Annotated in this window: 24 protein-coding genes and 1 riboswitch; of the genes, 7 read left to right on the plus strand and 17 right to left on the minus strand. The window is 71.8% G+C overall.

All coding sequences use genetic code 11. The features are described from left to right. Window positions 1-193 precede the first annotated feature (193 nt). The 6 genes from HUT18_RS07310 (at window position 194) to HUT18_RS07335 (ending at window position 7614) form a co-directional block, all read left to right on the plus strand. Window positions 194-910, plus strand: coding sequence for a TetR family transcriptional regulator (locus HUT18_RS07310; protein WP_176098870.1), 717 nt, complete (start codon window positions 194-196; stop codon window positions 908-910). A gap of 162 nt (window positions 911-1072) precedes the next feature. Continuing rightward, a riboswitch (cobalamin riboswitch) is annotated at window positions 1073-1151 on the plus strand. Between the two features lie 132 nt (window positions 1152-1283). Then, the gene (locus tag HUT18_RS07315; protein WP_176098872.1) at window positions 1284-2561 is read left to right on the plus strand and encodes a prenyltransferase/squalene oxidase repeat-containing protein; all 1278 of its coding nucleotides are present in this window, start codon (window positions 1284-1286) and stop codon (window positions 2559-2561) included. 59 nt (window positions 2562-2620) lie between these two features. Continuing rightward, entirely contained in the window at window positions 2621-3331 is a 711-nt protein-coding gene (locus HUT18_RS07320) for an SCO2322 family protein (protein WP_176104341.1), read from the plus strand. Window positions 3332-3629: 298 nt separating this feature from the next. Then, entirely contained in the window at window positions 3630-4871 is a 1242-nt protein-coding gene (locus HUT18_RS07325; RefSeq protein ID WP_176104342.1) for an energy-coupling factor transporter transmembrane component T, read from the plus strand. Continuing rightward, window positions 4868-6715: an ABC transporter ATP-binding protein gene (locus tag HUT18_RS07330; RefSeq protein ID WP_176098874.1), complete on the plus strand. Its 1848-nt coding sequence runs from the start codon at window positions 4868-4870 to the stop codon at window positions 6713-6715. Before HUT18_RS07325 ends, HUT18_RS07330 begins: the two co-directional genes overlap by 4 nt. A gap of 71 nt (window positions 6716-6786) precedes the next feature. Further along, a complete protein-coding gene (locus HUT18_RS07335) occupies window positions 6787-7614 on the plus strand; it encodes an ECF transporter S component (protein ID WP_176104343.1) in 828 nt (275 codons plus the stop codon). Window positions 7615-7917: 303 nt separating this feature from the next. On the opposite strand, the gene HUT18_RS07340 is transcribed toward HUT18_RS07335, so the two are convergent. The 17 genes from HUT18_RS07340 to HUT18_RS07420 form a co-directional block, all read right to left on the minus strand. Beyond that, window positions 7918-8385 (minus strand): hypothetical protein, encoded by a 468-nt coding sequence (locus HUT18_RS07340; protein ID WP_176098876.1) that lies wholly within the window; start codon window positions 8383-8385, stop codon window positions 7918-7920. A gap of 184 nt (window positions 8386-8569) precedes the next feature. Then, window positions 8570-9844 carry a lytic transglycosylase domain-containing protein gene (locus tag HUT18_RS07345; protein ID WP_176098878.1) on the minus strand — a complete coding sequence of 425 codons (1275 nt, stop codon included), beginning with the start codon at window positions 9842-9844 and terminating at the stop codon, window positions 8570-8572. Between the two features lie 66 nt (window positions 9845-9910). Next, window positions 9911-10801, minus strand: coding sequence for a hypothetical protein (locus tag HUT18_RS07350; protein ID WP_176098879.1), 891 nt, complete (start codon window positions 10799-10801; stop codon window positions 9911-9913). Between the two features lie 30 nt (window positions 10802-10831). After that, window positions 10832-11359 (minus strand): hypothetical protein, encoded by a 528-nt coding sequence (locus HUT18_RS07355; protein WP_176098881.1) that lies wholly within the window; start codon window positions 11357-11359, stop codon window positions 10832-10834. Window positions 11360-11414: 55 nt separating this feature from the next. Next, window positions 11415-11900: a hypothetical protein gene (locus tag HUT18_RS07360; protein WP_254878465.1), complete on the minus strand. Its 486-nt coding sequence runs from the start codon at window positions 11898-11900 to the stop codon at window positions 11415-11417. 176 nt (window positions 11901-12076) lie between these two features. Further along, complete coding sequence (locus tag HUT18_RS07365; RefSeq protein ID WP_176098883.1) at window positions 12077-12610, minus strand: hypothetical protein; 534 nt, start codon at window positions 12608-12610, stop codon at window positions 12077-12079. Further along, window positions 12607-13896, minus strand: a complete 1290-nt coding sequence (locus HUT18_RS07370) for an MCE family protein (protein ID WP_176098885.1) — start codon at window positions 13894-13896, stop codon at window positions 12607-12609. The genes HUT18_RS07365 and HUT18_RS07370 overlap by 4 nt, the downstream gene beginning before the upstream one ends. Then, window positions 13896-15200 carry an MCE family protein gene (locus HUT18_RS07375; protein ID WP_176098887.1) on the minus strand — a complete coding sequence of 435 codons (1305 nt, stop codon included), beginning with the start codon at window positions 15198-15200 and terminating at the stop codon, window positions 13896-13898. The genes HUT18_RS07370 and HUT18_RS07375 overlap by 1 nt, the downstream gene beginning before the upstream one ends. Then, window positions 15197-16240 (minus strand): MCE family protein, encoded by a 1044-nt coding sequence (locus tag HUT18_RS07380; protein WP_176098889.1) that lies wholly within the window; start codon window positions 16238-16240, stop codon window positions 15197-15199. The genes HUT18_RS07375 and HUT18_RS07380 overlap by 4 nt, the downstream gene beginning before the upstream one ends. Further along, window positions 16237-17256 carry an MCE family protein gene (locus HUT18_RS07385; protein ID WP_176104345.1) on the minus strand — a complete coding sequence of 340 codons (1020 nt, stop codon included), beginning with the start codon at window positions 17254-17256 and terminating at the stop codon, window positions 16237-16239. Before HUT18_RS07385 ends, HUT18_RS07380 begins: the two co-directional genes overlap by 4 nt. Window positions 17257-17330: 74 nt before the next feature. Continuing rightward, window positions 17331-18362 (minus strand): MCE family protein, encoded by a 1032-nt coding sequence (locus HUT18_RS07390; protein ID WP_176098891.1) that lies wholly within the window; start codon window positions 18360-18362, stop codon window positions 17331-17333. Next, a complete protein-coding gene (locus tag HUT18_RS07395; RefSeq protein WP_176098893.1) occupies window positions 18359-19600 on the minus strand; it encodes an MCE family protein in 1242 nt (413 codons plus the stop codon). The genes HUT18_RS07390 and HUT18_RS07395 overlap by 4 nt, the downstream gene beginning before the upstream one ends. After that, entirely contained in the window at window positions 19597-20463 is an 867-nt protein-coding gene (locus tag HUT18_RS07400; RefSeq protein ID WP_254878466.1) for an ABC transporter permease, read from the minus strand. Before HUT18_RS07400 ends, HUT18_RS07395 begins: the two co-directional genes overlap by 4 nt. Before the next feature lie 3 nt (window positions 20464-20466). Then, a complete protein-coding gene (locus tag HUT18_RS07405; RefSeq protein ID WP_176104347.1) occupies window positions 20467-21303 on the minus strand; it encodes an ABC transporter permease in 837 nt (278 codons plus the stop codon). 77 nt (window positions 21304-21380) lie between these two features. After that, entirely contained in the window at window positions 21381-22418 is a 1038-nt protein-coding gene (locus HUT18_RS07410; protein ID WP_176098895.1) for an ABC transporter ATP-binding protein, read from the minus strand. A 278-nt stretch (window positions 22419-22696) separates the two neighbouring features. Further along, entirely contained in the window at window positions 22697-24202 is a 1506-nt protein-coding gene (locus HUT18_RS07415) for a DUF6801 domain-containing protein (protein WP_176098897.1), read from the minus strand. A 113-nt stretch (window positions 24203-24315) separates the two neighbouring features. Then, on the minus strand, window positions 24316-24915 hold the full coding sequence (locus tag HUT18_RS07420) for a hypothetical protein (protein ID WP_176098899.1): 600 nt from the start codon (window positions 24913-24915) through the stop codon (window positions 24316-24318). Window positions 24916-25442: 527 nt separating this feature from the next. On the opposite strand from HUT18_RS07420, the gene HUT18_RS07425 reads away from it, so the two are divergent. Further along, window positions 25443-26651: a helix-turn-helix domain-containing protein gene (locus HUT18_RS07425; protein WP_176098901.1), complete on the plus strand. Its 1209-nt coding sequence runs from the start codon at window positions 25443-25445 to the stop codon at window positions 26649-26651. Window positions 26652-26756: the final 105 nt, after the last annotated feature.

The following is a 26756-nucleotide window of genomic DNA, read 5'->3' on the forward strand; positions in this document are numbered from 1 at the left end:
CTAGAACAAGTTTCAGACCCGAGGCTCCAGGCAGCGGCAGGGCACCGAATTTACCGGCTGGTAGCCACGACGTGGCCCGGCGGACCAGGTGATTCGCGCCACCACCCGGGGCACTGCCGTACCGGGCGCACCGGGGTCGCAGACTTGCCGCCGGGCGCCCACACGCCCGGCCGAGACGCACGGAACGAGACGCATGAGCACACAGGCACGGCCCCCACGCCCGGAGCGGCCCGCCCGGCCGGAACGCTCCACGCGTGCCCGGACGGAGCGCCCGACGCAGCCCGCGGAGGCCCTGACCGAACGGCAGGCGGAGCGCCGCCGTCGCATGCTGCGCGCCTGCGCCGAGCTGGCCGCGCAGGGCGGCTTCGACGGGGTGCAGATGCGGGAGGTCGCGGAGTCCTCGGGGGTCGCACTCGGCACCCTGTACCGGTACTTCCCGTCCAAGATCCATCTGCTTGTCGCGACCATGCAGGACCAGCTCGGCCAGCTCCACACCACGCTGCGCAAACGCCCGCCGCGCGCCGCGGAGCCCTCGGAGCGGGTCACCCGGACCCTGATGCGCGCCTTCCGCGCGCTCCAGGGGGAGCCGAGGCTTGCCGACGCCATGGTCCGCGCGCTGACCTTCGCGGACAGTTCGGTGAGCGCCGAGGCGGAGGAGGTCTCCCGGCTGACGGCGGCACTGATCCTGGACGCGGCGGGCCTGGACAGCCCGACTCCCCGCCAGCTCTCGGCCGTACGGGTGATCGGCCACACCTGGCACTCCACGATGATCACCTGGCTCGCCGGACGCTCCTCGCTCGCCCAGGTGGAGACGGATATCACCACGGCGTGCGGGCTGCTCGCGGGGCATACGGAGTCCGCGGAGGCGGCGGACGGCGCCGGTGACGAAGGCGCCGACGAGGTCCGGTGACACGGCCGGAAATCCACGTAGGCGCGGGGCGGGAGTGAACTCGCGCGCCCCGGCGTGCTGGTGGGGCGCACGGTGGCATCAGGGGCGCACATGGCGCGGAAGCACCGGCGGACCGGGCCGGACCCCCCGGTACAGTGAGCCCGTCGTCCTCATGTCCGCCCGGGGGAAGCCGGTGGGAATCCGGCGCTGGCCCGCAACCGTGAACCGTCGCCCGCAACGGCGCCGGTGAGCCGGATTGCCCGGTGCGGAACAGGACCGGCTCGTGTCATCGGGTCCCCGGTGACAGGCACCGTCGAGGTACACGGAGCCGCAGCCGCCCGGTGCGCCCCGTGCCGTGCTGCCCGGCTCCCCGCAGGAGAGGCAGCCGCCGACCATGAATCTTCGCCGCAGCGTGACGGTGCTCGCCGCCGTCGTCGTGACAGGTGTGGCCGGAGCACCGGCCGCCTTCGCCGAGAGCCCCTCGCCGACGCCGTCCGTGGCGTTGCCCTCCGGCCTGTACGGCAAGGCCGACCCGTCCTTCGACGGCGTCTGGCGGCAGTCGCTCGCGCTGCTCGCTCAGGACTCCGTGGGCGTACGGCCCGCCGAGAAGGCTGTGGACTGGCTCACCGGGCAGCAGTGCGCGGACGGGGCGTTCGCGCCGTTCCGCGCCGAGCCCTCCACCGCCTGCGACGCGAAGACGCCCGTCGACACCAACAGCACCGCCGCCGCCGTACAGGCGCTCGCCGCGCTCGGCGGGCACAAGAAGGTCACGGACAAGGCCGTCGACTGGCTGCGCTCCGTACAGAACCCGGACGGCGGCTGGGGCTACCTGCCCAAGGGCGCCAGCGACACCAACTCCACCTCTCTCGTCATCGGCGCGCTCAACGCCGCCGGCCACAGCGCGGGTTCGGTCAAGAAGGGCGGCAAGTCCCCCTTCGACGCGCTCGATTCGCTGACCCTGCCCTGTGCGGGCAAGGACGGCGGCGCCTTCGCCTTCCAGCCCGACAAGCCCGGCAAGGGCGACAAGGGCACGGCCGGGAAGCCGAAGCTGACGGCCAACCCGGACGCCTCGGCCGCCGCGGTCCTCGGCAGCCTCGGCACGACCCTGGCCGCGACCGAGGGCAAGGCCGCCGCCGAGGACACCTGCGTCGAGCCGGGCAAGGCCACGCCCGAGCAGTCCGCCGTCGCGGCCGCGAAGTACCTTCGGGGCGCGCTGAACGGCGGCACCCATCTGATGTCCGCCATGCCGGGCGCCGAGGACAAGCCCGACTTCGGCAACACCGCCGACACCGTGGTCGCCCTGTCCGCCGCCGGAGACGAGGCCGCCGCCGAGAAGGCCCTGGCCTGGCTGGAGAAGAACTCCGCCGACTGGGCCGAGCAGAGCGGCCCCGCCGCCTTCGCCCAGCTCGTCCTCGCCGCCCGCGCCACCGGCTCCGACCCGCGCGCCTTCGGCACCACCGACCTGGTGGCCGAGCTCAACTCCCAGGGCCCGGCGCCGCAGTCGCAGGGGGCGGGCGGCTCCGACGCGGACAAGAAGGACGACGCCAAGAAGAAGGACGACTCCGACGACGAGGGCGGCAGCGAGGTCTGGTGGATCGTCGGCGCCGGACTCGTCGCCGGTATCGGCGTCGGCTTCCTGTTCAGCGGCCGCAACAAGAAGCCGCGGAAGTGAGCGGCGGCGGCACGGGGCTTCGTACGCAGACCCGGGAGGGGTGCATACGGGCGCGCCAACTGGTCCTCGCGTTCACGGCGTTCCTCGCCGCACTGCTCGTACCGCTGGCCGCCGCGGGCCCCGCCGAGGCCGCCGGATACCGCTACTGGTCGTTCTGGGAACGCACGGACGGCGCCGACGCGGCCTGGGTGTACGCGAATCAGGGCCCCTCGCTCATCCGTCCCTCGGACGGTGCGGTGCAGGGCTTCCGGTTCTCGGTGAGCGAGGACTCCCAGGACTCCGCGAAGCCGCGCGGCACCGCCGAGTTCGCGGCCATCTGTGCGGACACCCCCGCGAAGGACGGCCGCAAGCGGGTCGCCCTGGTCCTCGACTTCGGTACGGCCGCCGACGCCCCGGACGGCGAGAGGCCGCCCGCACCGCGTACGGCCTGCGCCCGCGTCGCCGAGGACGCCACCGCCGCCGAAGCCCTCGCCTCGGTCGCCAAACCCCTGCGTTACGACAGCAAGGCGCTGTTGTGCGCCATCGCGGGCTACCCCGAGTCGGGCTGCGGCGAGCAGGTCTCGGGCGACGGTTCGGCGAAGGGCGACGGTTCGGACGCGGAGGACGGGCAGGACGAGAACGGCAAGGGCGGGAAGGGCGACAACGGGAGCGCCGGTGACGCGTCCGCCGACGGCGACGACGGGCCCTCGCTCGGTGTGCTCGGCGGTGGCGCCGTGGTGGTGATCGTCGCCCTGGCCGCGGGTCTGCGGGCGAAGCGCCGCCGCGGCTGAGGGACATCCGGTCATGCACGACAACACCCCATCCCCTTCGGGGCCCGACGGGCGCGAGGTCGCCGACGCGGGCGTAGTTCCGGGCACGGGCGGAGTTCCTGGTACGGGCGGAGTTCCGGGCACGGGCGGAGTTCCGGGTACGGGCGGAGTTCCGGGTACGGGCGGAGTTCCGGGTACGGGCGGAGTTCCGCGCGCACGCGGGGTCTCCGACGTGAGTGGAGTCGCGGACACGCGGAGGGCTGCGGACAGGCGCGGGACCGCCGACCCGGACGCGGCCGCCGACGTTCGCCCTACCGAGATCCGCCCGAACTCCCTCCGCTCAGCGCGTAGTTGGAGCGCCCCTCGACTCGCGCCGGTCGCCGTGCGGGCGAACGCGCTGCATCCGGTGGCGTGGTGGCTCTGGGCGCTCGGGCTCGCCGCCGCGGCCTCGCGCACCACCAATCCGCTGCTGCTCGGGCTGCTCGTCGCGGTCGCCGGATACGTGGTGGCCGCGCGCAGGACCTCGGCGCCCTGGGCGCGCTCCTACGGGGCCTTCGTCCGGCTCGGCCTCGCGGTACTGGGTATCCGGCTGGTGTTCGCGGTGGTCCTGGGATCGCCGATCCCGGGATCGCACATCCTGGTGACGCTGCCCGAAGTGCCGCTGCCGCACTGGGCACAGGGCATCCGGATCGGCGGCCGGGTCACCGCCGAGGGCCTGGTCTTCGCCGTGTACGACGGGCTCAAGCTCGCCTCCCTGCTCATCTGCGTCGGCGCGGCGAACGCCCTCGCGAGCCCCTCCCGGCTGCTGAAATCCCTGCCCGGCGCGCTCTACGAGGCAGGTGTGGCGGTGGTGGTGGCGATGACCTTCGCACCCCAACTCATCGCGGACGTAAGACGGTTGCAGGGGGCACGACGACTGCGCGGCCGCCCGGACCGGGGACCGCGCGCGCTCCTCCAGGTCGGCCTGCCGGTACTGGAAGGCGCACTGGAGCGTTCGGTGGCGCTCGCCGCCTCGATGGACGCCCGCGGCTTCGGACGCACCGCCCCGGTGCCGCCCGGCGTGCGCCGAGCGACCTCTGCCCTGACCCTGGGCGGCCTGATCGCCGTCTGCGCCGGGACCTACGGGATGCTCGCGGACGGCGGCGCCGGGTACGGACTGCCCGCGCTCGGCGCGGGAACCGCCGCCCTCCTGGCCGGTCTTCGACTCGGCGGCCGCCGTACGGTACGCACCCGCTACCGGCCCGACGCGTTCGGCGCCCGCGCCTGGCTGGTCGCGGGCAGCGGGGCGGCCGTCGCCGCGACCCTGATCCTCGCCGAGTCCACCTACGCGGAGGCGCTGCGCCCCGGCGTGATCCCGCTGGTCGCCCCCGAACTCCCGCTGTGGCCCGCCGCCGGGATCCTGCTCGGCCTGCTCCCCGCCTTCGTGGCACCGGTGCCGCCGGAGGCGGAGCGGCCGACGGTCGGCGAGGCCCGGAGGCCAGAGGCTCGGACATCAGAGGCCCGGACATCAAAGACTCGGGCCTCATCCGAAGTACCTTCCCCACTCAAGGAGTTCAGGTGATCCGTTTCGAAGAGGTCTCGGTCACCTACGACGACGCGGCCGAACCCGCCCTGGTGGGCGCCGACTTCACGGTGCCCGAGGGTGAACTGGTGCTGCTCGTGGGGCCGTCGGGGGTCGGCAAGTCGACTCTCCTTGGTGCGGTGAGCGGGCTGGTTCCGCACTTCACGGGCGGCACGCTGCGCGGCCGCGTCACGGTGGCGGGACGGGACACCCGTACCCACAAACCCCGTGAACTCTCCGATGTGGTGGGCACCGTGGGCCAGGACCCGCTGTCCCACTTCGTCACCGACACGGTCGAGGACGAGCTGGCCTACGGCATGGAGTCGCTCGGCCTCGCCCCCGCCGTGATGCGCCGCAGAGTGGAGGAGACGCTGGATCTGCTCGGTCTCGCCCCGTTGCGGGACCGGCCGATCGCCTCGCTCTCCGGCGGCCAGCAGCAGCGGGTGGCCATCGGCTCGGTGCTCACGCCGCACCCCCGTGTCCTGGTCCTGGACGAACCGACCTCGGCGCTCGACCCCGCCGCGGCCGAGGAGGTGCTCGCGGTCCTCCAGCGGCTGGTGCACGACCTCGGCACCACGGTCCTGATGGCCGAGCACCGGCTGGAACGGGTCGTGCAGTACGCGGACCGGGGGCTGCTCCTCGCCGGGCGCGGCGAGCCTCCCGTACTCGGCGATCCCGCCCAACTCATGGCCGTTTCCCCGGTGTTCCCGCCCGTGGTCGGCCTCGGCCGCCTCGCGGGCTGGTCCCCGCTGCCGCTGACCGTACGGGACGCACGACGCCGGGCCCATGACCTGCGGGCACGGCTGGCGGGGTGCACCCCGTCGACGGAGAGCACCGCCGCCACCGCACCCGTACCGACGGACGCCAAGGGCGCGTTGGGCACCGCAACGGCCACAACCACGGCACCTACGAGCCCCACCACGACGCTCGCCGTCGAAGGCACGCCCCCGACCAGTACCAAGTCGTCCCCCTTCCAACTCCGCCTGCCCACACGGCTGTTGCGCCGCCGCGCGGAAGCGGTAGCAACCGGCGAGGAGGCCGGACCGTACGCGGTGGTCCGCTCCCTCGGAGTGCGGCGCGGCCGTGTGGAAGCGCTGCGGGCGGCCGACCTGACGGTGAACCCGGGCGAGACCGTGGCCCTCATGGGCCGCAACGGTGCCGGGAAGTCGACCCTCCTTGCCGCCCTCGCCGGGTTGGTCGCCCCGTCGACCGGCGAGGTCCGGGTGCGGGGCCGGGTCCCGCACCGCACGTCGCCGCGCCAACTCCTGCGGCACGTAGGCCTCGTACCGCAGGAACCGCGCGATCTGCTGTACGCGGAGACCGTGGACGCGGAGTGCGCGGCGGCGGACGAGGACGCCGGTGCCGAGGCGGGGACCTGCCGGGAGCTGGTGCGGCGGCTGCTGCCGTCGGTCGCCGGGGCGACGCATCCGCGCGATCTGTCCGAGGGCCAGCGGCTCGCGCTCGCGCTCGCCGTGATCCTCACCGCCCGGCCTCCGCTGCTGCTGCTCGACGAACCGACCCGCGGGCTCGACTACGCGGCGAAGGCCCGGCTCGTCGGGATACTGCGCGAACTCACCGCGCGGGGCCATGCGTTGGTGCTCGCCACCCACGACGTCGAGCTGGCCGCCGAGGTCGCCCACCGGGTGGTGATCCTGGCGGAGGGCGAGATCGTGGCCGACGGGCCGACCGCCGCCCTGGTGGTCTCCTCCCCCTCCTTCGCGCCCCAGCTCACCAAGATCCTCGCCCCGCAGGAATGGCTCACCCTCGCCCAGGTCGAACGGGCACTGGCCGCCACACAGGAGCCACCGGGGAGCGGCGACGGCGGCACGGGAGCGGCGCCGTGAACACAAACTCCGTGGACACAAACGCCGTGAACACCAACGCCGTGAACACGAACGCCATGGAGACGAACGCCATGGACACAAAGACGAAGCGGGTGCACGCGGTGCGCCTCGGGCCCCGTTCCGTACTCGCGCTCGCCTTGGTGAGCGCGGTCGGGGTGGCCGCCTTCGGCTGGCCGCTGCTCGCCGGGACCGGATCGCAGGTCAACGCCCATGCCCAGGACGCCCCGTGGCTGTTCTCGGGACTGCTCGTGCTGCTGGTCGGCGTGGTCTCGGCCACGCTCGCCGAGTCGGGGCTCGGCCCGAAGGCGGTGGCGATGCTGGGGGTGCTCGCCGCGACCGGGGCGGCGCTGCGCCCGCTGGGTGCGGGTACCGCCGGTCTGGAGCCGATGTTCTTTCTGATGGTGCTCAGCGGCCGGGTCCTCGGTCCCGGGTTCGGCTTCGCGCTCGGCTCGGTGACGATGTTCGCCTCGGCGCTGCTCACCGGCGGGGTCGGCCCGTGGATGCCGTTCCAGATGCTCTCCATGGGCTGGTTCACCATGGGCGCCGGACTGCTGCCGGGTCCCGAACGGCTGTGCGGCCGCGCCGAGTTGGCCGTACTCGCCGCCTACGGCGGGCTGGCCTCCCTCGCGTACGGGACGCTCATGAACCTTGCGGGGTGGCCCTTCATGAACGCCCTCAGCTCGTCGCTCGCCTTCGATCCGGACCTGCCGCTGCACCAGAACCTGACCCGGTTCCTCGCCTACTGCCTGGCGACCTCGCTCGGCTGGGACCTCGGCCGGGCGACCCTGACGGTGGTCCTGACCTGCACGCTGGGCGGCACGGTGCTGCGCGCCCTGCGCCGCGCGACCCGGCGGGCCGCCTTCGAGGCGCCGGTGCGCTTCGGCCGACCGGCCGAGTGAGAGGCGGGGCGCCCGAAAGACCGGGCGACGGGGCCGGGGAAAAGCGTCAGGTCAGCGCCGGTTGACGCGCGTCACCCACTCGTGCGGCGCACGTTGACGAACCGCGGTGGCGCCTCCAGCATGCGGACAAGGCCACGGACGCGTTCCCGTGGTCAGGGCCGGTCCCCGGCCCGGGGGCTTCCCATCCCACGCCTCGCTCCCGGTCCGGGGGCCGGTGCGGCATGCCCGGTCCGGGCGGAACGGCCTCAGCGGTACGGAGCGGCCTCAGCGGTACGGCGGCGGGCGACGGGCGCCTGCCCCTGCTCAGTGCAGGGCATCCCGGGCCGCGTCGAGGAAGGCCAGCCGGTTGTCCTCCAGGTAGTCCCGTACGCTCTCGCCCTCCGGCAGGCCGTGCCACACCGTCTTGTTGAGGTCGAGGAAGTACGCGCGCGCCGCGTCGTGCACCGGGAGCGGGAACTGGAGCCGGATCAGCCGCTCGGCGACCCACAGCCGGTTCATCACGTCGGTGGTACGCACCGCCCACTCGTCGTTGTCGTCCCAGGAGTCGGGGCGCGAGAAGGCGCAGCGCTCGGCCTCGGCGCCCACCGCCACGAACCGTTCCAGCAGGGCGAGGCGTTCGGCGCGCCTGCTCTCCGCGAGGGAGATCTCCTGCCGCCGCGTCTCCACACGCTCGGCCGACCGCTGGGTGGCGTGCTGCACCAGGTAGGACAGCACACCACCCAGTGCGACACCGCCCAGCGACATCACCGACACCCAGACCTGACCCGACATGCCCACATCCTGACATGCCACCTGCGGCGACCCACGCTCCTTGTCCGCTGCTCAACGGGTCGCTGCTGTAAGGGAGTTGGCGTGAGGCGTAGGTGACCCGTCGGGCGGGAGCGGCCGGATGACAGGACCCGGGCCCCCGGCCTCCGGCGTCGGGGGCCCGGGTCCACCCGCCCGGGCACGAGGTTCAGGTACTCGTGCTGGGACTGGGGCTCGGGGACTCGCAGGGGTCGTCGCCGGGGCTCGGGTCGGGGGACGGCGACGGCGAGTCGGTGGGCGTCGGCGAGGCGCTGTCCGTGGGGCAGCCGGAGGGCTCGCCCGGGTCGGAGGGGGTCGGTTCGCCCGAGGGGCCGGGGGTGGCGGAGCCCGTCGGGTCGGGTGAGGGGCCGCCGGTGTCCGTCGGGTCCGGGTCCGGATCGGTGCCAGAGGAGGGGTCGGGCCGGTCCGGGCGGTCCGGGTCGGAGGGCGTGGCCGGGTCGGAGGGATCGGTGGGGCGGGAGGGCCCGGACGGGTCGCCGGGGCCGCCCGGTTGCGGGCCGACGATGATGCCGCCGCCCACCGGACGGGTCGCCGGAGTCCTGCCGCCCGCGCCGGGGCTGGCCGGGATCACGCCCTTGCCGTCGGGTACCGAGTGCACCCCACTGCGGTAGAACTCCATCCAGTACAGGACCAGTTGGAGGTAGTCCGTCGAGTGGTTGTAGCTGAGGACGGCGCGGTCGAGGTCCGTGCGCACGCTCAAGTCCTGGTCACCGGCGCACAGATAGCGACCGGCCGCCAGCGCGGCGTCGAAGACATTGTTCGGGTCGCTACGGCCGTCGCCGTTGCCGTCGGCGCCCCAGCGGGCCCAGGTCGTGGGCAGGAACTGCATCGGCCCGACCGCCCTGTCGTACACGGCGTCGCCGTCGTGCACGCCGTTGTCCGAGTCACGGATCAGCGCGAAGCCCTCGCCGTTGAGCGCGGGACCGACGATCCGGCCGCGCGTCGTGCCGTCCGCCGTCACGGCCCCGCCCCTCGCCTGACCGGACTCGACCTTGCCGATCGCGGCGAGCAGATACCAGGGCAGACGGCAGCCCGGATCGGAACGGCGCACCGCCGCCTCGGCCGCGCGGTAGGCGGCGAGCACGGTACGCGGGATGCCCGACTGCGCCTGGATCTCGCCCACTTGGGGCGGCAGGCCGATGCCCTCGTCCACGGTGAGCGGCGGCAGTTCGGTGTGGTACGAGTCGTCGCCCTGCACGGGAACGCCTTCGGGCGCGGGCACGGACCCGGCACCCTCCGTTCCGCCCGCCGACCTCGCCCGGTCCGCCTTCTCCGGTACGAGTCCCGGGGCCTGGGAGGCGGTGAGCAGGGCGACGGCGGCCACGGCCACGGCGGTACCGCGTGCCGAGTGCCGCAGCCGGGCCAGCCGCCCGGACCGCCCGGACCGCCCGGACCGCCCGCCGCTTTGTACCGCGCGTGTCATCGTCCGCATCTCCCCTGCTTGTTTCCGGCTTCCCTTGGCCGGTCCCACTCCGTCGGTTGTCCCGCGTCAGCGAGTGAAGGTGTCGATGCCGGAGACCAGCCAGTGGCCGTCCCGGTGCACGAGGTCCACCGCGAACACAGCGCCTGCGTACGCCGGTTCGCCGGTTTCCCCGCCTTTCCCGTCCTTCTCGCCCTTCCCGGCCTTCTCGCCCTTCCCGGCCTCCCCCGCCTTCCCGTCCTTCTCGCCGCTCGCGTCCTTCTCGCCGCTCTTCGCGGCGGGCTTCTGCTGCGTACCGGCGGTGCTCACGCTGCTCTGGTCCGCGTAGACGAGGACTCGGGCCCGGTCGCCGTCGAGGCGTTCCACGGCGCTGTCGGTCACGGTGGTGGTGAGGACGAGTTTTCGTTCCTGCGCCTGGGCCTTCACGTCCGCGAGCAGTTCCGCGTGGCGGTCAACGGCCTTGCCGGTCAGCAGAGTTGAGGCCGCCTTCTCGGCCTTGCCGGGATTGGCGTAGTCGTACGAGAAGAGGGCTCCGACGGCGCGGTCCGTCTGGCCCTTGAGTTCGCTGGTGCGCGCGAGGTCGGTGAGGGCGGTGTTCTGCCGTACGGGGTCCTCGTCGAGGCTCGCCGCGCGGCTGAAGCCGAAGCCCGCGAAGGAGCCGAGGAGGAGGGTGAGCGCGCACAGCACACCGATCAGCAGACGGTGCCGCGTGGCACCCACCGCCGTGAGAGCAGGGGCGGTGGGTGCCAACTCGGGGGGTCTGCAGGGGCATTTGGATGGGGCGGCAGCATCGGGCGTCTCGGCGGCGGGCTTCATCAGGGAAGCGGAAGCGCGTGCGGGTGCGGAGGGGGAGGCGGCTGCCTCTGTGGGCTGTCCGGCTCCCGTCGCGGCGCGGTCGCGGCCGGTGCGGACCGCGCTCAGTCTGCGCTGGCGGTTGAGGTGATGGCGCGTGGTCGACATGGCTTGGGTCCTGGTCCTCTCGGGTCGCCGTCAGCCGGACGCGGTGTCGCCGATGGGGGCCTGGCCCAGTGCGCTGAGCTTCCACCGGCCCGCGCTGCGGGTGAGTTCGCCGACCATGCGGCTGTCCTTGTCGGCGGGCTCGGCCTCGGGTGCGCGGACGGTGACCCGTACCGCGACGAGGACCCTGGCCCGGCCCGCTCGCTCGTCCAACTCGGTCACGGCGCCGGAGAGCACCTCGGCCGTGGTGACCGTACGGGCCTGCTTGACCTGGGACTCGAACTGCCCGCGTCCGTCGACGAGTTGCTGGTGCAGTTCGCCGGTGGTCGACTGCTCCCACAGGTCGAGCCCGCGCGCCAGGCTGCGGTGGTCGAGCGTGTTCAGGTTCTGGACGGCCTGCTCACCGGCGGCCAGCGCGGCGTCGCGTTCGGCGGCGTAGGACGCCGAGTCGTCGTGCGCCGCGTCGTACCAGGACCAGCCGGCCCAGGCCGCGCTCACGCCCGCGAGAAGGGCGAGTACGAGTGCGGCGGCGAGCAGGGGCTGTACCGTCAGCCGTTTCACAGGCGCGCTCCTTTCCGCCGGGCGGGCGGGAGTTTCGGGAATCCGGCGACAGGGCCTAACGCGCCTTGAGCTCGACGATGCGCCACTGGCCCTCCTCCTTGTGTGCTGTCACGGACAGTTGGGCGGGCACCCGCGTCGGGGCCTTGTCGCCGCGTCGTGCCGTCTGGTCGAGGAAGAAGAGGAGGTGGGCGCTGTCACCGTCGAGTCGCTCGACGCCCGCCCGTACCACCTGGGTGCTGAGCGTGAGCCGTTGTGCGGCCACCCGCTCCCTCAACTGCCCGAAGAGTTCCTCGTATTGGGCCGCCGCCCGGCCGCCGAGCACCTCGGCCGCCGAGCGCCGGGTGGCCTCGGTGCCCTCCGGCGTGTACGAGAAGATCTTCGCCAGTGCGGTACTGATCTCGCCGGTGACCTGTTCGGTCGCGGTGGTGTCGGTGAGCGCGTGGTTCGCGGCGGCGGGGGTGTCCCGTACCTGGTGGGCGGCGATGAGCAGTCCGGCACCGGTGAGCGTGAGAGCCACGATGGCCGCCACGGCGGCGTTCAACCACCTTGTGGGGCGCGGACGTTGGGGCTCGGCTTCCGGCGCCTCCGTCTGCGCCCCTGCCTCGGCCCCTGCCTCGACTTCTTCTTCTGTCTTTGCCTCTGCCTCTGTCGCTGCTTCCGCTTCCGCTTCTCCCTCTGCCTGTGCCTCTGTCTTTGTCTGCGCCGTCGCGTCCATGCTCAGCTCTCCTCCGGGCCGCTGACGGGTACCGCGCCGAGGGCCTTGATCCGCCAGCCGTCGCCGGTGCGGGTCAGTACGGCCTCCAGGCGTTTGCGGTCGCTGCCGGGGGCCGTGCCGGAGGCCCTGGTCACGTCCACCCGGACGGTGGCGAGCAGCTTGGCGGTGCCCGCGCGGGTGTCCAGTGCGGTGACCGCGGCGTCGGTCACGGTGCCTCGGGTGCGGGTGCCCGACTCGGGGCGGGCGCGGGCGAGTTCGTCGCGCAGTGCGCCGGTGGACGCCGACCGCCAGGCCCGTAGACCGGCCTCGGTGGACTTGCTCGTCCGGGCGTCGAGCGAGGTGAGCGTGGTGAGGGCGGCGCGGCCCTCGGCCAGGGCGGCGTCGCGCTGTTCGGCGTGGTCGAGCGAGTCGTCGCCGCGGGCATCGGCGTACGACCAGGTCCCGTACCCGCACAGGAGCAGGGCGAGGCCGAGGGCGGCGGCGGTCAGCAGGGCGAGTGGGCCGCGCGGGGAGCGGCGCGGGGCGGGCGGGGTCATCGGCGGTCCTCCTTCGGGGACGGGCCGAGGCCGAGGAGTCCGGCCAGGTCGGCCGGGCCGCCGATGCTGGCGGGGAGGCCCAGTGCGCCGGGCAGTCCGGCGCTGGCCTGACCGGCGGGGGCCTTGGCGCCGTTGCCGGACGGCAGGGAGCCGGGCCGAGCCGGTTCGGGCACGGGGCCGCCGCCGGGTGCGTGGGCGGAGCCGCGGACGTTGATGCCGCTCGCGGCCGAAGAGGTGCAGGAGGCACCGGAGTTGAGCGGTGGGGCGGTGCCGAGGTCGAGTCCGTTGCGGTAGCGGGTGGCGCCGTAGCCGTCGGTGCAGGGCAGCGGTTTGAAGAAGGTGACGGCCATCCCGAAGTTGGCCTTCCTGCCGTCGATGGCGGTGGCTCCGGCGGCCACCACGGCGGGCACCTTCACCAGGAACTCCTCGGTGCCGCGCTGGCGGGTGACGGCGACCTCGGAGGTGGTGAGCAGATTGGCGAGGACCACGCTCAGGCTCGGGTCGACGTCCCGCAGTAGCCCGCTGACCTGGGTGGCAGCCTCGGGCGCCGCCTGAATGAGCCGCCGCAGATCGGTGTCGGAGCCCTTGAGTGCGGCGTTGAGGTCGCGGGCGCCGGTGGCGAAGTCCCGTATGGCGCGGGCCTCTTCGGCCTGGGTGCGCAGTACCGTCTCGCCGTCGGTGATCAGTTTGGTGGTGGCCGGGAGGTTGCGGTCGGCGGCCACGATGAACTCGCTGCCGTTGTCCAGGAGTACCTGGAGGTCGTCGCCGCGCCCCTCGAAGGCCTTGCCGAACTCGTCGACGACGGTGCGCAGCGACTCCAGCGGTACGGACTTGGTGAGGTCGTTGACGCTGCTCAGCAGGTCGGTGACGGGGGCGGGCACCTGGGTGGCGGACCGGTCGATACGGGAGCCCTGGGCGAGGTAGGGCCCGCCGCGGCGCTCGGGTCTGAGGTCGACGTACTGTTCGCCGACCGCCGACAGGCTGGCCACCACCGCGCGGGCGTCGGAGGGGATGCGCGGTGCGGAGTTCTTGATACGCAGTTCCGCCTCGACGCCGTCGCCGGTGAGCGAGATGGGGCCGACCCGGCCCACCGAGACGCCCCGGTAGGTCACGTCCGAGTGGGTGAACAGGCCGCCGGTACGCGGGAGTTGGACCGTGACCGTGTAGTAGTCGGCGACGCCCGCGTAGCGCCCGAGGTCGGCGTACTTGATGCCGACGAAGGCGAGGACGAGTGTGCCGACGACGAGGAAGGCCAGGTTCTTCAGATGGGTGCCGAGGGTCAGCATCAGTGACCGCCTCCCGTCGCTGCGGACTCGCTCGTGGGCGGCGCGGAGTCCGAAGAGGTGCCCGATGCCTCCCGGGTGCCCGGCGCGGTCGTGGACGGGCCGGGCGAGGGGCCGGTGACCGAGGGCAGGGGCAGCGGGGTGGTGCCGGGCCGCGTGGCGGACTGGCCGCCGCCGTTACCTCGGGCGGCTGCCGACGGGCTCGGCGAGGGGCCGAGTACGGGCGGGATCACGGTGGTGCCCGGTGCCGCGGTCATGTCCAGGTAGACGTTGAGGTAGTCGCCCTTGACGCCGCGCAGCACCTCGTCGGTGAACGGGTAAGTCAGCAGTACCTGAAGCGAGTTGGGCAGGTCTTCGCCGGAGTCGGCCAGCTTGCGCAGGACCGGGGCGATCGCCTTCAGGTCGGCGACCATGTCGTCCTTGGACTTGTTGACGGTGTCGGTGGCGACGCTGGAGAGGGTGTCCAGCGACCGCAGCATCGTCATCAGCGAACCGCGTTGTTTCTCCAGGGTCTTGAGGCCCGGGGAGAGGTCCGTGATCACCTTGCCGACGGCCTGTTTGCGGGTGGCCAGGCGGGTGGAGAGCCGGTTGACCCCGTCGAGCGCGTCGGTGAGCGCGTCGCGGTTGCCGTCCAGGTCGGTGACGAGGGTGTCGACGCGCCGCAGCATGGAGCGGACCTCCGGCTCGCGGCCGCCGAGGGCCTTGTTGAGTTCGGTGGTGATCGTCTTCAGCTGGTTGACGCCGCCGCCGTTCAGAAGCAGCGACAGGGCGCCGAAGACCTCCTCGACCTCGGTGTTGCGGTCGGTGCGGGAGAGCGGGATCACCGCCCCGTCGCCCAACGCGGCCTGTTTCGCGTGCTGTTGGGGCTCCCGCTTTCGTGCGGGGGCGATGAGCTGGATGTATTTCTCGCCGAGGAGGCTGGACTGTTCGACCCGGGCGCTGGTCTCGGCGGGCAGCCGGACATCGCCGTTGATCCGCATGGTGACGCGTGCCGTCCAGGCGCCGTCGGCGAGTTCGATGTCGGTGACGCGTCCCACGTCGACGTCATTGACCTTCACCGAGGACTGCGGGACCAGGCTCAGTACGTCCGCGATCTGGGCGGTGACCTCGTAGGGATGGTCGCCGAGGTCGGCGCCGCCGGGCAGCGGGAGGTCCTCGATGGCGGGCAGGCCGAGATCGTCCGGGGCGGCCGAACAGCCGCCCACGGCAAGGGAGATGAGCAGACCGAGGGCGAGCGCCCCGGCCAGTGGGCGGCGGGCGGCACGTATCCGAGCCCGCGTTCTTGAGCGTGCCCCTTCGCCTGTCATCGGGTCCCTCCCGTCGGCGTCGTGTCGCCGACGGCCGGGAAGGGCAGCAGCGGGCCGCCCATGCTCAGCTCGTTGAGGTCGGCGCGGCCGTCGAGGGTGCGGGTGGCCGGGTTGTAGGCGTTCAGGAGGTTGCCCGCGGCCAGCGGCGCGGTGTCCAGGGCCTCGGCGAGCGAGCGGCGCTGGTCGACCAGGGCCTGGGTGACGGGCACCAACTTGTCGACGTTCTCCTTGAGTTGGCCCCGGTTGTCCTTGATGAAGGTCTTCACCTTGGTGAGCGCCTTGCCGAGTTCCTTGAGGGCGCCGGAGAGGTCGTTCTTGTTGTCGCCGAGGAAGCGGGTGACATCGCCGAGGGACTCCTGGGCGTCGCGCACCTTGCCGTCCTTGTTCTTCAGCATGGTGGTCAGGCTCTGGAGCTGGGTGAGCGTGGCGAACAGGTCCTTGCTGCTGCCGTCCAGCGTCTTGGCAGCCTTGCCGAACTCGCCGATGGACTCCCCGATCGCCTTGCCGTTGCCGTCGAGGTTCTTCGCGCCGGTGTCCAGCAGCGAGGACAGCGCACCGTCCGCGTTGGCACCGTCCGGCCCGAGCATCCGGCTCAACTCGGTGACGGAGTCGTAGAGTTGGTCGACCTCGACCGGGGTGGCGTTGCGGGCGGCGGGCAGCTTCGCGCCCGGCTTCAGGCGCGGGCCCGAGGTGTAGGCGGGGGTGAGCTGGACGTAGCGGTCGGCGACCACGCTCGGGGCGACCACGACGGCGCGCGCGTTCGCCGGTACCCGTATCCCTTCGTCCAGGGTGAGTTCGACGCGTACCTGCCGTCCCTCGGGGTGCACGGAGGTGACCGACCCGGCCCGTACGCCGAGGATGCGCAGGTCCGAGCCCGCGTAGAGGCCGACGGTGCGGTCGAAGTAGGCGGTGATCCGGGTGCCCTTGTCGTCGTCGAGGACACCGAGACCGGCCAGACCCACGGCGGCGAGCAGTATCAGGACGAGACTGCCCACGAGGACCTGCCGTCTGCCGATACGCCGCTGACCGGTGTCCTTCATCGGGTCTCTCCCCCTTTCGCCGCCTGCTGCTCGGGCGGCATGCAGCCCTTGGCGGGCTGGGAGCCCTCGGGCAGATAGCCGCGCGGTACGACTCCGCACAGATAGCTGTCGAACCAGCGGCCGTTGCCGAGGGTGTTGCCGACCAGCCGGTAGTAGGGGCCGACGGCGGCCAGGGTCTTCTCCAGGCCGTCGCGGTTCTTCACCAGCACGTCGGTGACGCGGCCGAGCGCCTTGAGGGTCGGCGCGAGTTCCTTGTTGTTGTCGTCGACCAGGCCGCTGAGCTGGGTGCCGAGACTTCGGGTGCCGGTCAGCAGGCCCTTGATCGCCGCACGGCGCGCCTTGAGTTCGCCGAGCAGGTCGCCGCCGTCGTCGATGAGCGTCTCGAAGCTGGACTTCTTGCCCTCCAGGGTCTTGGTGAGCCGGTTGCTCGCCTTGAGGAGGGTGGCCAGTTCGCCGTCGCGTTCGGAGACCGTCCGGGACAGCGCGGACAGGCCCGAGACGGCCTTGCGCACCTCGGGCGGCGAATCCTTGAAGGTTTCCGAGATGGTCTCGAAGCTCTTCGCGAGCTGCCGGGTGTCGATCTCGTCGAGGGTGCCGCTGAGATCCCCGAACGCCTCGGTGACGTCGTACGGGGAGGTGGTGCGGCTGAGCGGGATACGGCGGCCGGGGTCCTGCGGGGCGGTGCCGAGCGGCTCGAGGGCCACGTACTTGTCGCCGAGCAGGGTCTTGATGCCGATGGCCGCGGTGGAGGCGTCGCCGACCCAGGCGTCCTCGACCGTGAAGCTCACCTTGACCCGGTCCCCGTCCAGGGCGACCCCGGTGACCTTGCCGACCTTCACCCCGGCGATCCGTACCTCGTCGCCCTCGGCGAGACCGGCGGCCTCGCTGAAGGAAGCGGTGTACGTGGTGCCGTTGCCCACGAGCGGGAGCCGCTCGACGTTGAACGCGGCCAGGCCGAGCAGCGCGAGCAGGAGCAGTCCGACGACGGCGACACTCACCTGGTTCCTCTCCCGCATGGGCTTGAACAGCGGGTCACGGCGGCCGGTCCGGCGCGCGGGGTGTCCCCAAGTGCGGGGTGTGCGGGGCCACTTCACGACCGGCACCTCGCTTCGGTGACGGGGATTCCGGTGGGCGGCTTCGACCCGTCGGAGGTCCGCACCCCGTGCACGGTGGCCTCGCAGAGATACAGGTTCAGCCAGGAGCCGTAGGAGGCGATCCTGCTGAGCGTGGCCATCTTGCCGGGGGTGCGGCGGAGGAAGTCGGTGAGCTGCGAGCCGCCCGTGTCGAGAGTGCGGGAGAGCCGCCCGAGTTCCACGATGTCCTCCTTCAGCGGTGCCCTGCCGTCCCTGAGCAGCCCCGCGGTGGTGGTCGTGAGGTCGTCCATGGCGCTGACGGCGCGGCCGAGCGGTTTTCGGTCCCCGGCGAAGCCGCTCACCAGGTCTTTCAGGGTGTCGACCAGGTCCTCGAAGCCGTCCTCACGGGTGTTGACGGTGTCCAGGACGGTGTTGAGGTTGCCGACGACCTGGCCGATCACCTTGTCCTTGGCGGCCACCGTGGTGGTGAGCGAGCCGATGTGGGTGAGCAGGCTGTCGACGGTTTTGCCCTCGCCCTGGAGCACCTGCACCAGCGAGCCCGCGAGTTCGTTGGTGTCCTTCGGCGACAGGCCCTGGAACAGCGGCTTGAAGCCGTTGAACAGAAGGGTCAGGTCGAGTGCGGGGCTGGTCCTGGCCACCGGGATGGTGCCCCCGGGCGCGAGAGTGCCGCCGACCTCTCCGCTGCCCCGGCCGAGCGAGACGTACCGCTGGCCGACCATGTTGAGGTACTTGACCGAGGCGGTGACGGAGGCGGGCAGGGGCCGGTCCTCGCGGACGCTGAACGTCACCTGGGCCAGCCGCCGGTCGACCACCCGGATGTCCTCGACCTGACCGACCTTCACCCCGGCGATACGGACGCTGTCGCCCTCGATCAGGCCGGTGGTGTCGGTGAACCTGGCCCGGTAGGTCACCGAGTCGCCGACACCCTTGTTGGCGATGCTGAGGGCGAGCACGGCGGTGGTCAGCGAGGTGACCAGGACGAACACCAGTGATTTGACCAGAGTTCCGGCAAGGGAGCGGCGCTTCACTTGAGTCTCACCTCCGTGCCGCGGAAGGCGGGGCCGACGAGCAGGCTGCTCCAGTCGGGCAGGTTCTCGGGGGCGGTGCCGGCCGAGGGCGCGAGGAGTTCGTTGACGAGGTCGTTCTCGGCGGGCGAGTTGGCGGGGCCGAGGTTCTGCGCGGCCGGGTCGCCGGCGGCGGCGGCGCGGACCGGGGTGCCGAGGTAGGGCACGGGGTAGCAGCGCGGGCCGCCGCCCGCGGTGTAGGCGGGGGTGTCCTTGCCGGGCACGTAACTGCCGCGCGAGGGAACGGTGTTGACGCTCACGTGCAGCCCGGGCTCATCGGTGCCCTTGCCCAGCGCCTTGTCCATCGCGGGTACGAACCGGGCAAGGGTGCGCAGGGTGCACGGGAAGGACGGCGCGTACTCGGCGAGGAGTTCAAGGGTGGGCCTGCCGGTGGCGGTGAGCCGGATCAGGTTGTCCTTGTTCTGCCGCAGGAAGCCGGTGAGGTCCTCGGCGGCCCGGGTGGTGTCGCCGTAGGTGGCGGCGAGCCGGTCCTCCTGTTCGGCGAGGGTGCCGCTGGTGGTGGTGAAGTCGTCCAGGGCGCGGACGATGTCCGGCGCGGCGTCCGCGTAGACCGCGGAGACCTCGACGAGGTGCTTCAAGTCCCGGTTGAGGGCGGGCAGTTGGGGGTTGAACTTCTTCAGGTGGGAGTCGAGCCGGGACAGGGTCGCGCCGAGTTTCTCGCCGCGCCCCTCCAAGGCGCGGGAGACCGCGGACAGGGTGGCCGAGAGTTTGTGCGGCTGCACCGCGGTCAGCATCGGCAGGACATTGTCGAGGACTTCCTGGAGTTCGACGGCGTTGCGGGAGCGGTCCTGCGGGATGACGGCTCCGGCGGGCAGGGCACGGGCGGAGGGCCGCGCCGGGGGTACGAGGGCCACGTACCGTTCGCCGAACAGGGTGGTGGGCAGCATCTGCGCAGCGACGTCGGCGGGAATGTGCTCGCGGGTGCCGGGGTCGAGGGCGAGGGTGAGCCGGGCGCCGTCGCCGTCCGCCTCGATCCCGCGCACCTCGCCGACCACCACGCCGCGCAGCTTCACCTCGGCGCCCCGGTGCATCTCGTTGCCGACGCTGCCGGTCTGGACGGTCACCTCGTCGCTGTCGGTGAAGTCCTTGTCGTAGACGGAGATCGCCAGCCGGATCAGCAGGGCGGGCACGAGCAGGAAGGCGACTCCGGCGGTGCGCCGCCGCACGGTGTGCGCGTTCATCCGGCCACCTTCACGGTTGTCGTCGCGCCCCAGATGGCGAGCGAGAGGAAGAAGTCGGTGACGCTGATCAGCACGATGGCGTTGCGCACCGAACGCCCCACGGCCACGCCCACCCCGGCGGGCCCGCCGGTCGCGGTGAAGCCGTAGTAGCAGTGGGCGACGATCACCAGAACGCTGAAGATCAGCACCTTGAGGAAGGACAGCAGGACGTCCGAGGGCGACAGGAAGAGCTGGAAGTAGTGGTCGTAGGTGCCGCGCGACTGGCCGTTGAAGAAGACCGTCACCCACCGCGAGGCGAGATACGAGCTGAGCAGGCCCATCGCGTAGAGCGGGATGATGGCGACGGTGCCCGCGATGATCCGGGTGGTCACCAGGTAGGGCATGCTGCGGATGCCCATCCCCTCCAGGGCGTCGACCTCCTCGTTGATGCGCATCGCGCCGAGTTGGGCGGTGAACCCGGCGCCGACGGTGGCCGACAGCGCGAGTCCGGCGACCAGCGGGGCGATCTCGCGGGTGTTGAAGTACGCGGAGACGAAGCCGGTGAAGGCGGCGGTGCCGATCTGGTTGAGCGCCGCGTAGCCCTGGAGCCCGACGACGGTGCCGGTGAACAGGGTCATCGCGACCATCACGCCGATGGTGCCGCCGATGACGCTGAGGCCGCCGCTGCCGAACGCGACCTCGGCGAGCAGGCGTTGGACCTCCTTGAGGTAGCGGCGCAGGGTGCGCGGCACCCACAGCAGGGCGCGCAGGTAGAACAGGAACTGGTCGCCGCAGCGGTCCAGCCAGGCCAGCGGCGAGGCCGCATGGGGCAGCCGTAGCCGTCGGACGCCTGCGGGTCGGGGGTCGGCGGGCGAGGAGGCCATCGCTCAGCCTCCCTTCGGCGGGACGATCTGGAGGTAGATCCCGGTCATCACGGTGTTGACGAAGAACAGGAGGAGGAAGGTGATGACGACGGACTGGTTCACCGCGTCGCCCACCCCCTTGGGGCCGCCGCGCGGGTTCAGGCCCCGGTAGGCGGCGACGATCCCGGCGATGAACCCGAAGATCAGCGCCTTGAGTTCGCTGATGTACAGGTCGGGCAGCTGGGCGAGCGCGGAGAAGCTGGAGAGATACGCGCCCGGGGTGCCGTCCTGCATGATCACGTTGAAGAAGTAGCCGCCGAGGGTGCCGACCACCGACACGAGTCCGTTGAGCAGGACGGCGACCAGCATGGTCGCGAGCACCCGGGGCACCACCAGCCGCTGCACCGGCGAGATACCCATGACCTTCATGGCGTCGAGTTCCTCGCGGATGGTGCGCGAGCCCAGGTCGGCACAGATCGCCGAGCCGCCCGCGCCCGCGATGAGCAGGGCCACGATCAGTGGGCTCGCCTGCTGGATGACGGCCAGGACGCTGGCCCCGCCGGTGAACGACTGGGCGCCCAACTGCTGGGTGAGAGAGCCCACTTGGAGCGCGATCACGGCACCGAAGGGGATCGAGACCAGGGCCGCGGGCAGGATGGTGACACTGGCCACGAACCAGAACTGCTCGACGAACTCACGGAACTGGAAAGGCCGTTTGAAGAACGCCCGGCACACCTCGGCGGCCAGGGAGAACAGGCCGCCGACCTGGCGCAGCGGGGCGAGCAGGGGTGAGGGGGGTCGCGGCGTGGGCGTCCTCGATGTTTCGGACGCTTCGGGAGTCCGGTCCGTCTCCGGTGTCATGGCCGCATCCGGTGTCGTGGCCGCTCGGGGCTCCGGGCCGTCCGGCGCGTTCGCCGGTCCGGGCACGGCGGGCGCGCTCATCGGCCGGTCCTGCGGGTGGGCAGCGGCGGCAGGGTGCGGGTCGGTGCGGTGGCGCCGACGGTCGCGGGGGCGGCGCCGTCCGCGTAGGTCTTCTCGATGGCGGCGCGGGCGGCGGGCGGCAGCGAGTCCAGCATGGCCAGGACGCGCTGTCGGCGGCGTTCGGCGGCCTGGCGCCGCGGCAGACCGGGCGAGGGTTCCAACTGCGGGGCGATGGGCGGCAGCGGCAGGGCGGCGGAGCCGTTCGCGGCCTCCCGGGCGAGCGCGTCGGAGTCCTTCTCCTCGGTCATCCCGATGGGGCCCTGGCGGCGACCGTTGAGGAACTGCGCGACCACCGGTTCCTCGCTGGTGAGCAGGACCTCGCGGGGCCCGAAGGTGACGAGCCTGCGCAGATAGAGCATGCCCATGTTGTCCGGGACGGTCGCCGCGATGTCGAGGTTGTGGGTGACGATCAGCATCGTCGCGTCGATCTCCGCGTTGAGGTCGATCAGGAGCTGGGAGAGCAGCGCGGTGCGGACCGGGTCGAGTCCGGAGTCCGGCTCGTCGATCAGGATGATCTGCGGATCGAGCACCAGCGCGCGGGCGAGCCCGGCCCGTTTGCGCATACCGCCGGAGATCTCGCCGGGCAACTTGCCCTCGGCGCCCGCGAGTCCGACGGTCTCCATCCGCTCCAGGACGATCCGGCGGATCTCGGACTCCTTCTTGCGTGTGTGCTCGCGCAGCGGAAAGGCGACATTGTCGAAGAGCGTCATGGAACCGAACAGGGCGCCGTCCTGGAACATCAGCCCGAAAAGTTTCCGGGTCTCGAAGATGTCCCGTTCCTTTCCGCCCGCCATGTCGACGCCATTGATGAGAACCCGTCCACGGTCGGGTTTCAGCAGCCCGATGAGCGATTTCAGAAAGACGGTCTTTCCGGTTCCCGACGGCCCCAGCATGACGCTGACTTCACCCGCCGGGAGCGTCAGTGAGACGTCCTGCCAGATCTTCTGCGTGCCGAAGGATTTGGTGAGCCCCTCGACGACCACTTCGATTCCCATCACACCTCCCGGCGATATCCAGCCGTGCTCGTGCGGTACTCGTGCGGTACTCGTCGTTCTCCGAGAACGTGCCTGCGGTGCGCGTACGGAAGGGGGTGATGCGGGTCCGCCGGGGCGGGAGCGCCACGGATGGCGGGAACCGTATGACCCGCTTACCGGGCGGTACAAGCGGTCGAACGGCAACTTTGCGACCACATACGCAAGTTGGCACAGTTCTTGTCATCTGCTGACAAGGCGTCATCTGGATTGCTGTCGCCCGTTGAGTACGGGCACGTCGCTCACCGTCCGGGTGCGCGCGCCGTCGAGGGCCCCGTGGCGGGCAGCGGGGGAATCGCGGGCGGGCACCAGACGGGGGTGGTGGCGGTGCACGTCTTCTCCTGTACGAGCTCGACGTGGTTGCCCGGTCCGGAGATGGCCGCGGTGAACAGGGGGTCGAGGTCCTCGCCACCGGTGCCGCAGCCGCTGAACTCGGGAATGTCCACGTCGCCGCGGAGTCGTCCCCCGGTGAGCACATTGACGTAGTCCGGGCTCTTGCCGCGCACCACGACCTTGAACGGCTTCTTCGTACGGCAGCTCGGGCCCACGTCCAACGGGGTGCCGTTGACCTCGACGTCGTGCAGGCGCAGGGACTGCCAGAAGGCGATGACCGCGAAGTCCGTCTTGGGCTGACCGGCCGGGCGGTAGCTGCCGGTGGAGATGCTGAGCGGGCCGTTCTCGAACGAGACCCGTGCCGTGACCGGCTGGAATCCGAAGGTGAGGAAGGTCGATTCGGCGTCCGGCAGGTCGAACGAGGCGAGCGAGTCGATCCGCGAGTAGTTGTCCGGCCGGACCACGGACTGCGTCTGCAGCGCCACCATCACATTGACGACCGCGGGTTTCCTCTGCGGATCGTTGATGATCATGGCTCCGTTCAGCTTGCGGACCGAGGCGTAGCCGAGGGCGTAGGTGCAGCCGTGCGAGGGGCTCCGGCCGGGCTGCGGCGGGGGCGCGTAGTCCGGCGGTGGCAGTGCCTCGCTGTAGTCGATCTCGCCGGTCGGGATCTCCGTGGGGCAGGACTCGGCCGCGGCGGCGGGCTGTACGGGGGCGATGTCGATGCCGTCGCCGGCGCCGGGGTTCGCGGGGTCTTCGGGGTTCTGCGGCCCCGGGGTTGTCCCGTCCCCGGGTTGCTCCGGCCCCGAGGAACCGACGACCTGTACGGCGCCGAGTACGAGGTCCTGCCCGGCGGCCGGTTCGCAGCGCACGTCGACCGGTGCGGCGGGGGTCTCCCGCGTGGGGTCGGCCGTGGTCATGGCCAGGGTCAACGCTCCGGCCTCGAAGCGCACTTCGCCCGCGGAGCCGACGGTGACCGAGGGCACGGGGCCGGTGTGGGCGAACTCGACCGCGCCTTCGGCGGGCAGAGTTGTGGCCGGGGCCGCCAGCCTCTGCCAGTGGGCCCGGGCCGCCTCGCCCTGGTGGGTGAGACGTACGTCGAGGGCGGCTTCGCTGGACAGGGCGGGCGCGCCCTCGGGGAACAGGGCCGCGACGTCCGCGCGGTCCAGTGTGGTGCGCACCCGTACGGACTCGGGGCGAATGGCCCGGCCCGCGGGCACCGTCGTGGGCAGGCTCGCCTCCACGAGGGCGTCGAGGCCGAACTCGCCGTCCCCTGCCCGGCATTGGTACGCCAGGGTGCCGCGGGCGGTCCGCTCGTCGTCGACGGCCGCGCCCGGACCCGCGAGCAGACCGGTGCCGAGCACCGTCGCCGAGCAGGCGAGCAACGCCGTACGCCGCCGTGGCCTTCGTAGCACGTGCACTCCCCGAGCCGAAGAGGGTTACGGCGGCCCGGCGGGAGGTTCGCCCCCACCGGGCCGCCCTGCTGCCGGACGGAACCAGGGCCTCTCGCGTGAGAGAGACCGCGCGGTCAGTCGAGGGTGATGGTCTGGTTCGGCGAGACGGCGAACGCGGCTTCGAAGGAGGCCACGTCACCGTCGTTGATCAGGCCGAGGCAGTTGGCGTTGGAGGCCGTGAGGTCGCCGCCGCCGTCCACGACGAGTTCGCCGGTGTCGTTCTGGTAGCGGCCGGTCACCGTGCCGCTGAAGTCGGCCGAGCATCCGGTGCCCTCGATGTGGGCGGTGATGCCGGAGATCGTGCCGTCGACCCAGTCGGGGTTGGCGGCGTTGACGCCGGTGACATTCAGCGCCCAGGGGGTGTTCGAGGTGGTGACCTCGAAAGAGATCCCGGCCAGGCCGCAGTTGTCGAAGGTCAGCGAGTTGATCTGACCGATACCGGCACCGTCCAGGCCCGAACCGCTCTTCACCGAGCCGGTGGCGTCGGCGCTGTCACAGGTGAGGGTCGCGGCCGGCACCGTCAGCGTCGGCACCTGGGCGTGGGCGGTGATCGCACCGCCCGGGCTCACCGTCCAGGTCGCCTGGGCACCCGCCGAGGCGGAGGTGGCGAAGAGGCCGAGCGCGGCGCCGCCCGCGGCGGCCACGACGGCGATTTTGCGCGCAAGTGTGTGCATGAATTCGCGTCCTTTCCGAAAGAAACGGGCCGCAGCGGGAATCCGGGGCAGGAAAGCGGCCCCGGATTCTGCGCGGCGCACTTTCACGTAATCGATCGATCCGTCCCATTGATCAACCGACCGTGCACCTTGCGCCGTTGACGCTACGAGCGAGTAACACCGGCAGGCAAGAGACCGGCGAAAGAATCACGAAAGGCCATCGGCCGCGCTCTCTTTCTTGTCCCTGAATGAGAAGGCGGCAGGAATTTCTTGTCGCCCCGTGAGTAAGCGACCCACCGGGCGACGGCAGCGGGGACCCTACAGCCGAGAGGTGACAAGGTCCATGCCCGCTACAACTCTCGCGGTCGCACGTCTGTCCTTGTCCGTGACCGTCGTCTATGTTCAACAACCCCACACCTCAGCCCCACAGCCCGTTCCACGCCAAGAGGTTGACGCTCCATCCGGCGCCCGCTCGTCCACCGGGCGGGCACTGTCCCCCCACATGTGTCCCTGACCGGAGGACTGCGGAGAGAGGGAGACCCCACGCCATGGCACGCCCCATCGACCCGCCCGTCAGCGGGGAGGCCCTGCGGCCCCTGCCCACCGAGTTCGCCGTCGTCCTGCAGCCCGAACTCCCCTCCCTGATCAAGGAGATCAGGCTGGAGCTCACCCGCGCCTATCCCGAGTACGCCGCACTGCTCGACGGGCCCTACGGGGACTCCATCAAGGTCGGCGTCGAGCAGAGCCTGTCGGTGTTCGTCGCCCGGGTCGCCTCGCCGAGCGCGGCCTCCTCCTTACGCGACGAACTGTGCCGCGCCTTCGGCCGGTTCGAGGCGTACGAGGGGCGCAGTCTGGAGTCGCTCCAGGGGGCGTACCGGCTCGGCGCGCGCCTCGCGCTGCGCCGGGCGCAGAAGCTCGGGCGGCGCTACAACCTCTCCCCCGCGCTGATCCTCTCCTTCGCGGACGCGATCCTCAGCTATGTCGACGAGCTCGAAACCCTGTCCCGCGAGGGCTACTTGGAGGCGCAGAACCGTTCGGGCAACCGTGACGAATCGCGGCGCCGACGGCTGCTCCACCTGATCCTGGCCGGGCGCCCGGTGCCGCACAGCGCCCTGAGCGAACTCGCCGAGCAGAGCGGCTGGCGCCTGCCCGAGCAGGTCACACTGGTGGCTCTGCGCGCTCCGCTCACGCTGGCGCAGGCCGATCTCGACATCGATGTCCTGTCCGACCTGACTTATCCCCAACCGCACCTGCTGATCCCCGGCCCCTTCGACGAGGACCGACGAAGATCCCTGACCGCCGCTCTCGGCACGACGCGGGCGGCCGTCGGACTCACGGTGCCGCTCGCGGACGCCGCCGACTCGCTGCGCTGGGCCCGCCGTACCGCCGAACTCGTCGAGACCAAGATGGTCTCGGAGGCCCCGCTGGTCCTCGCCCGGGACGAACTGCTCACCCTGTGGCTGCTGTCCGATCCCGCGCTGCTCGGCCATCTCGCCGCACTCGAACTCGCCCCCCTCCAGGGGCTGCCCGCCTCCCGCCGCGACCGCCTGGTGGAGACCCTGCGGGTCTGGCTCACCACCCGCGGCACCGCCGACCAGGTCAGCGGCATCCTCGGGGTGCATCCGCAGACCGTGCGCTACCGGCTGCGCAACATCGACTCCCACTTCGGCGACCGGCTCTCCGATCCGGGCCACCGGTTCGCGACGGAGGCGGTGCTGCGGGCGCTGGAGCTTCAGGGGAACCGGTACGCGGACTGAGGGGACGTCAGGAAGCGCCGGGAAACACCGGGAAACACCGGGAGACGTCAACCGGTCGGAGCGAGCGGGCGCACGGCATGTCATCCGATCGGGTCGACGGGCCGG

It is taken from the genome of Streptomyces sp. NA04227 (genome assembly GCF_013364195.1).
Classification (GTDB): Bacteria; Actinomycetota; Actinomycetes; order Streptomycetales; family Streptomycetaceae; genus Streptomyces.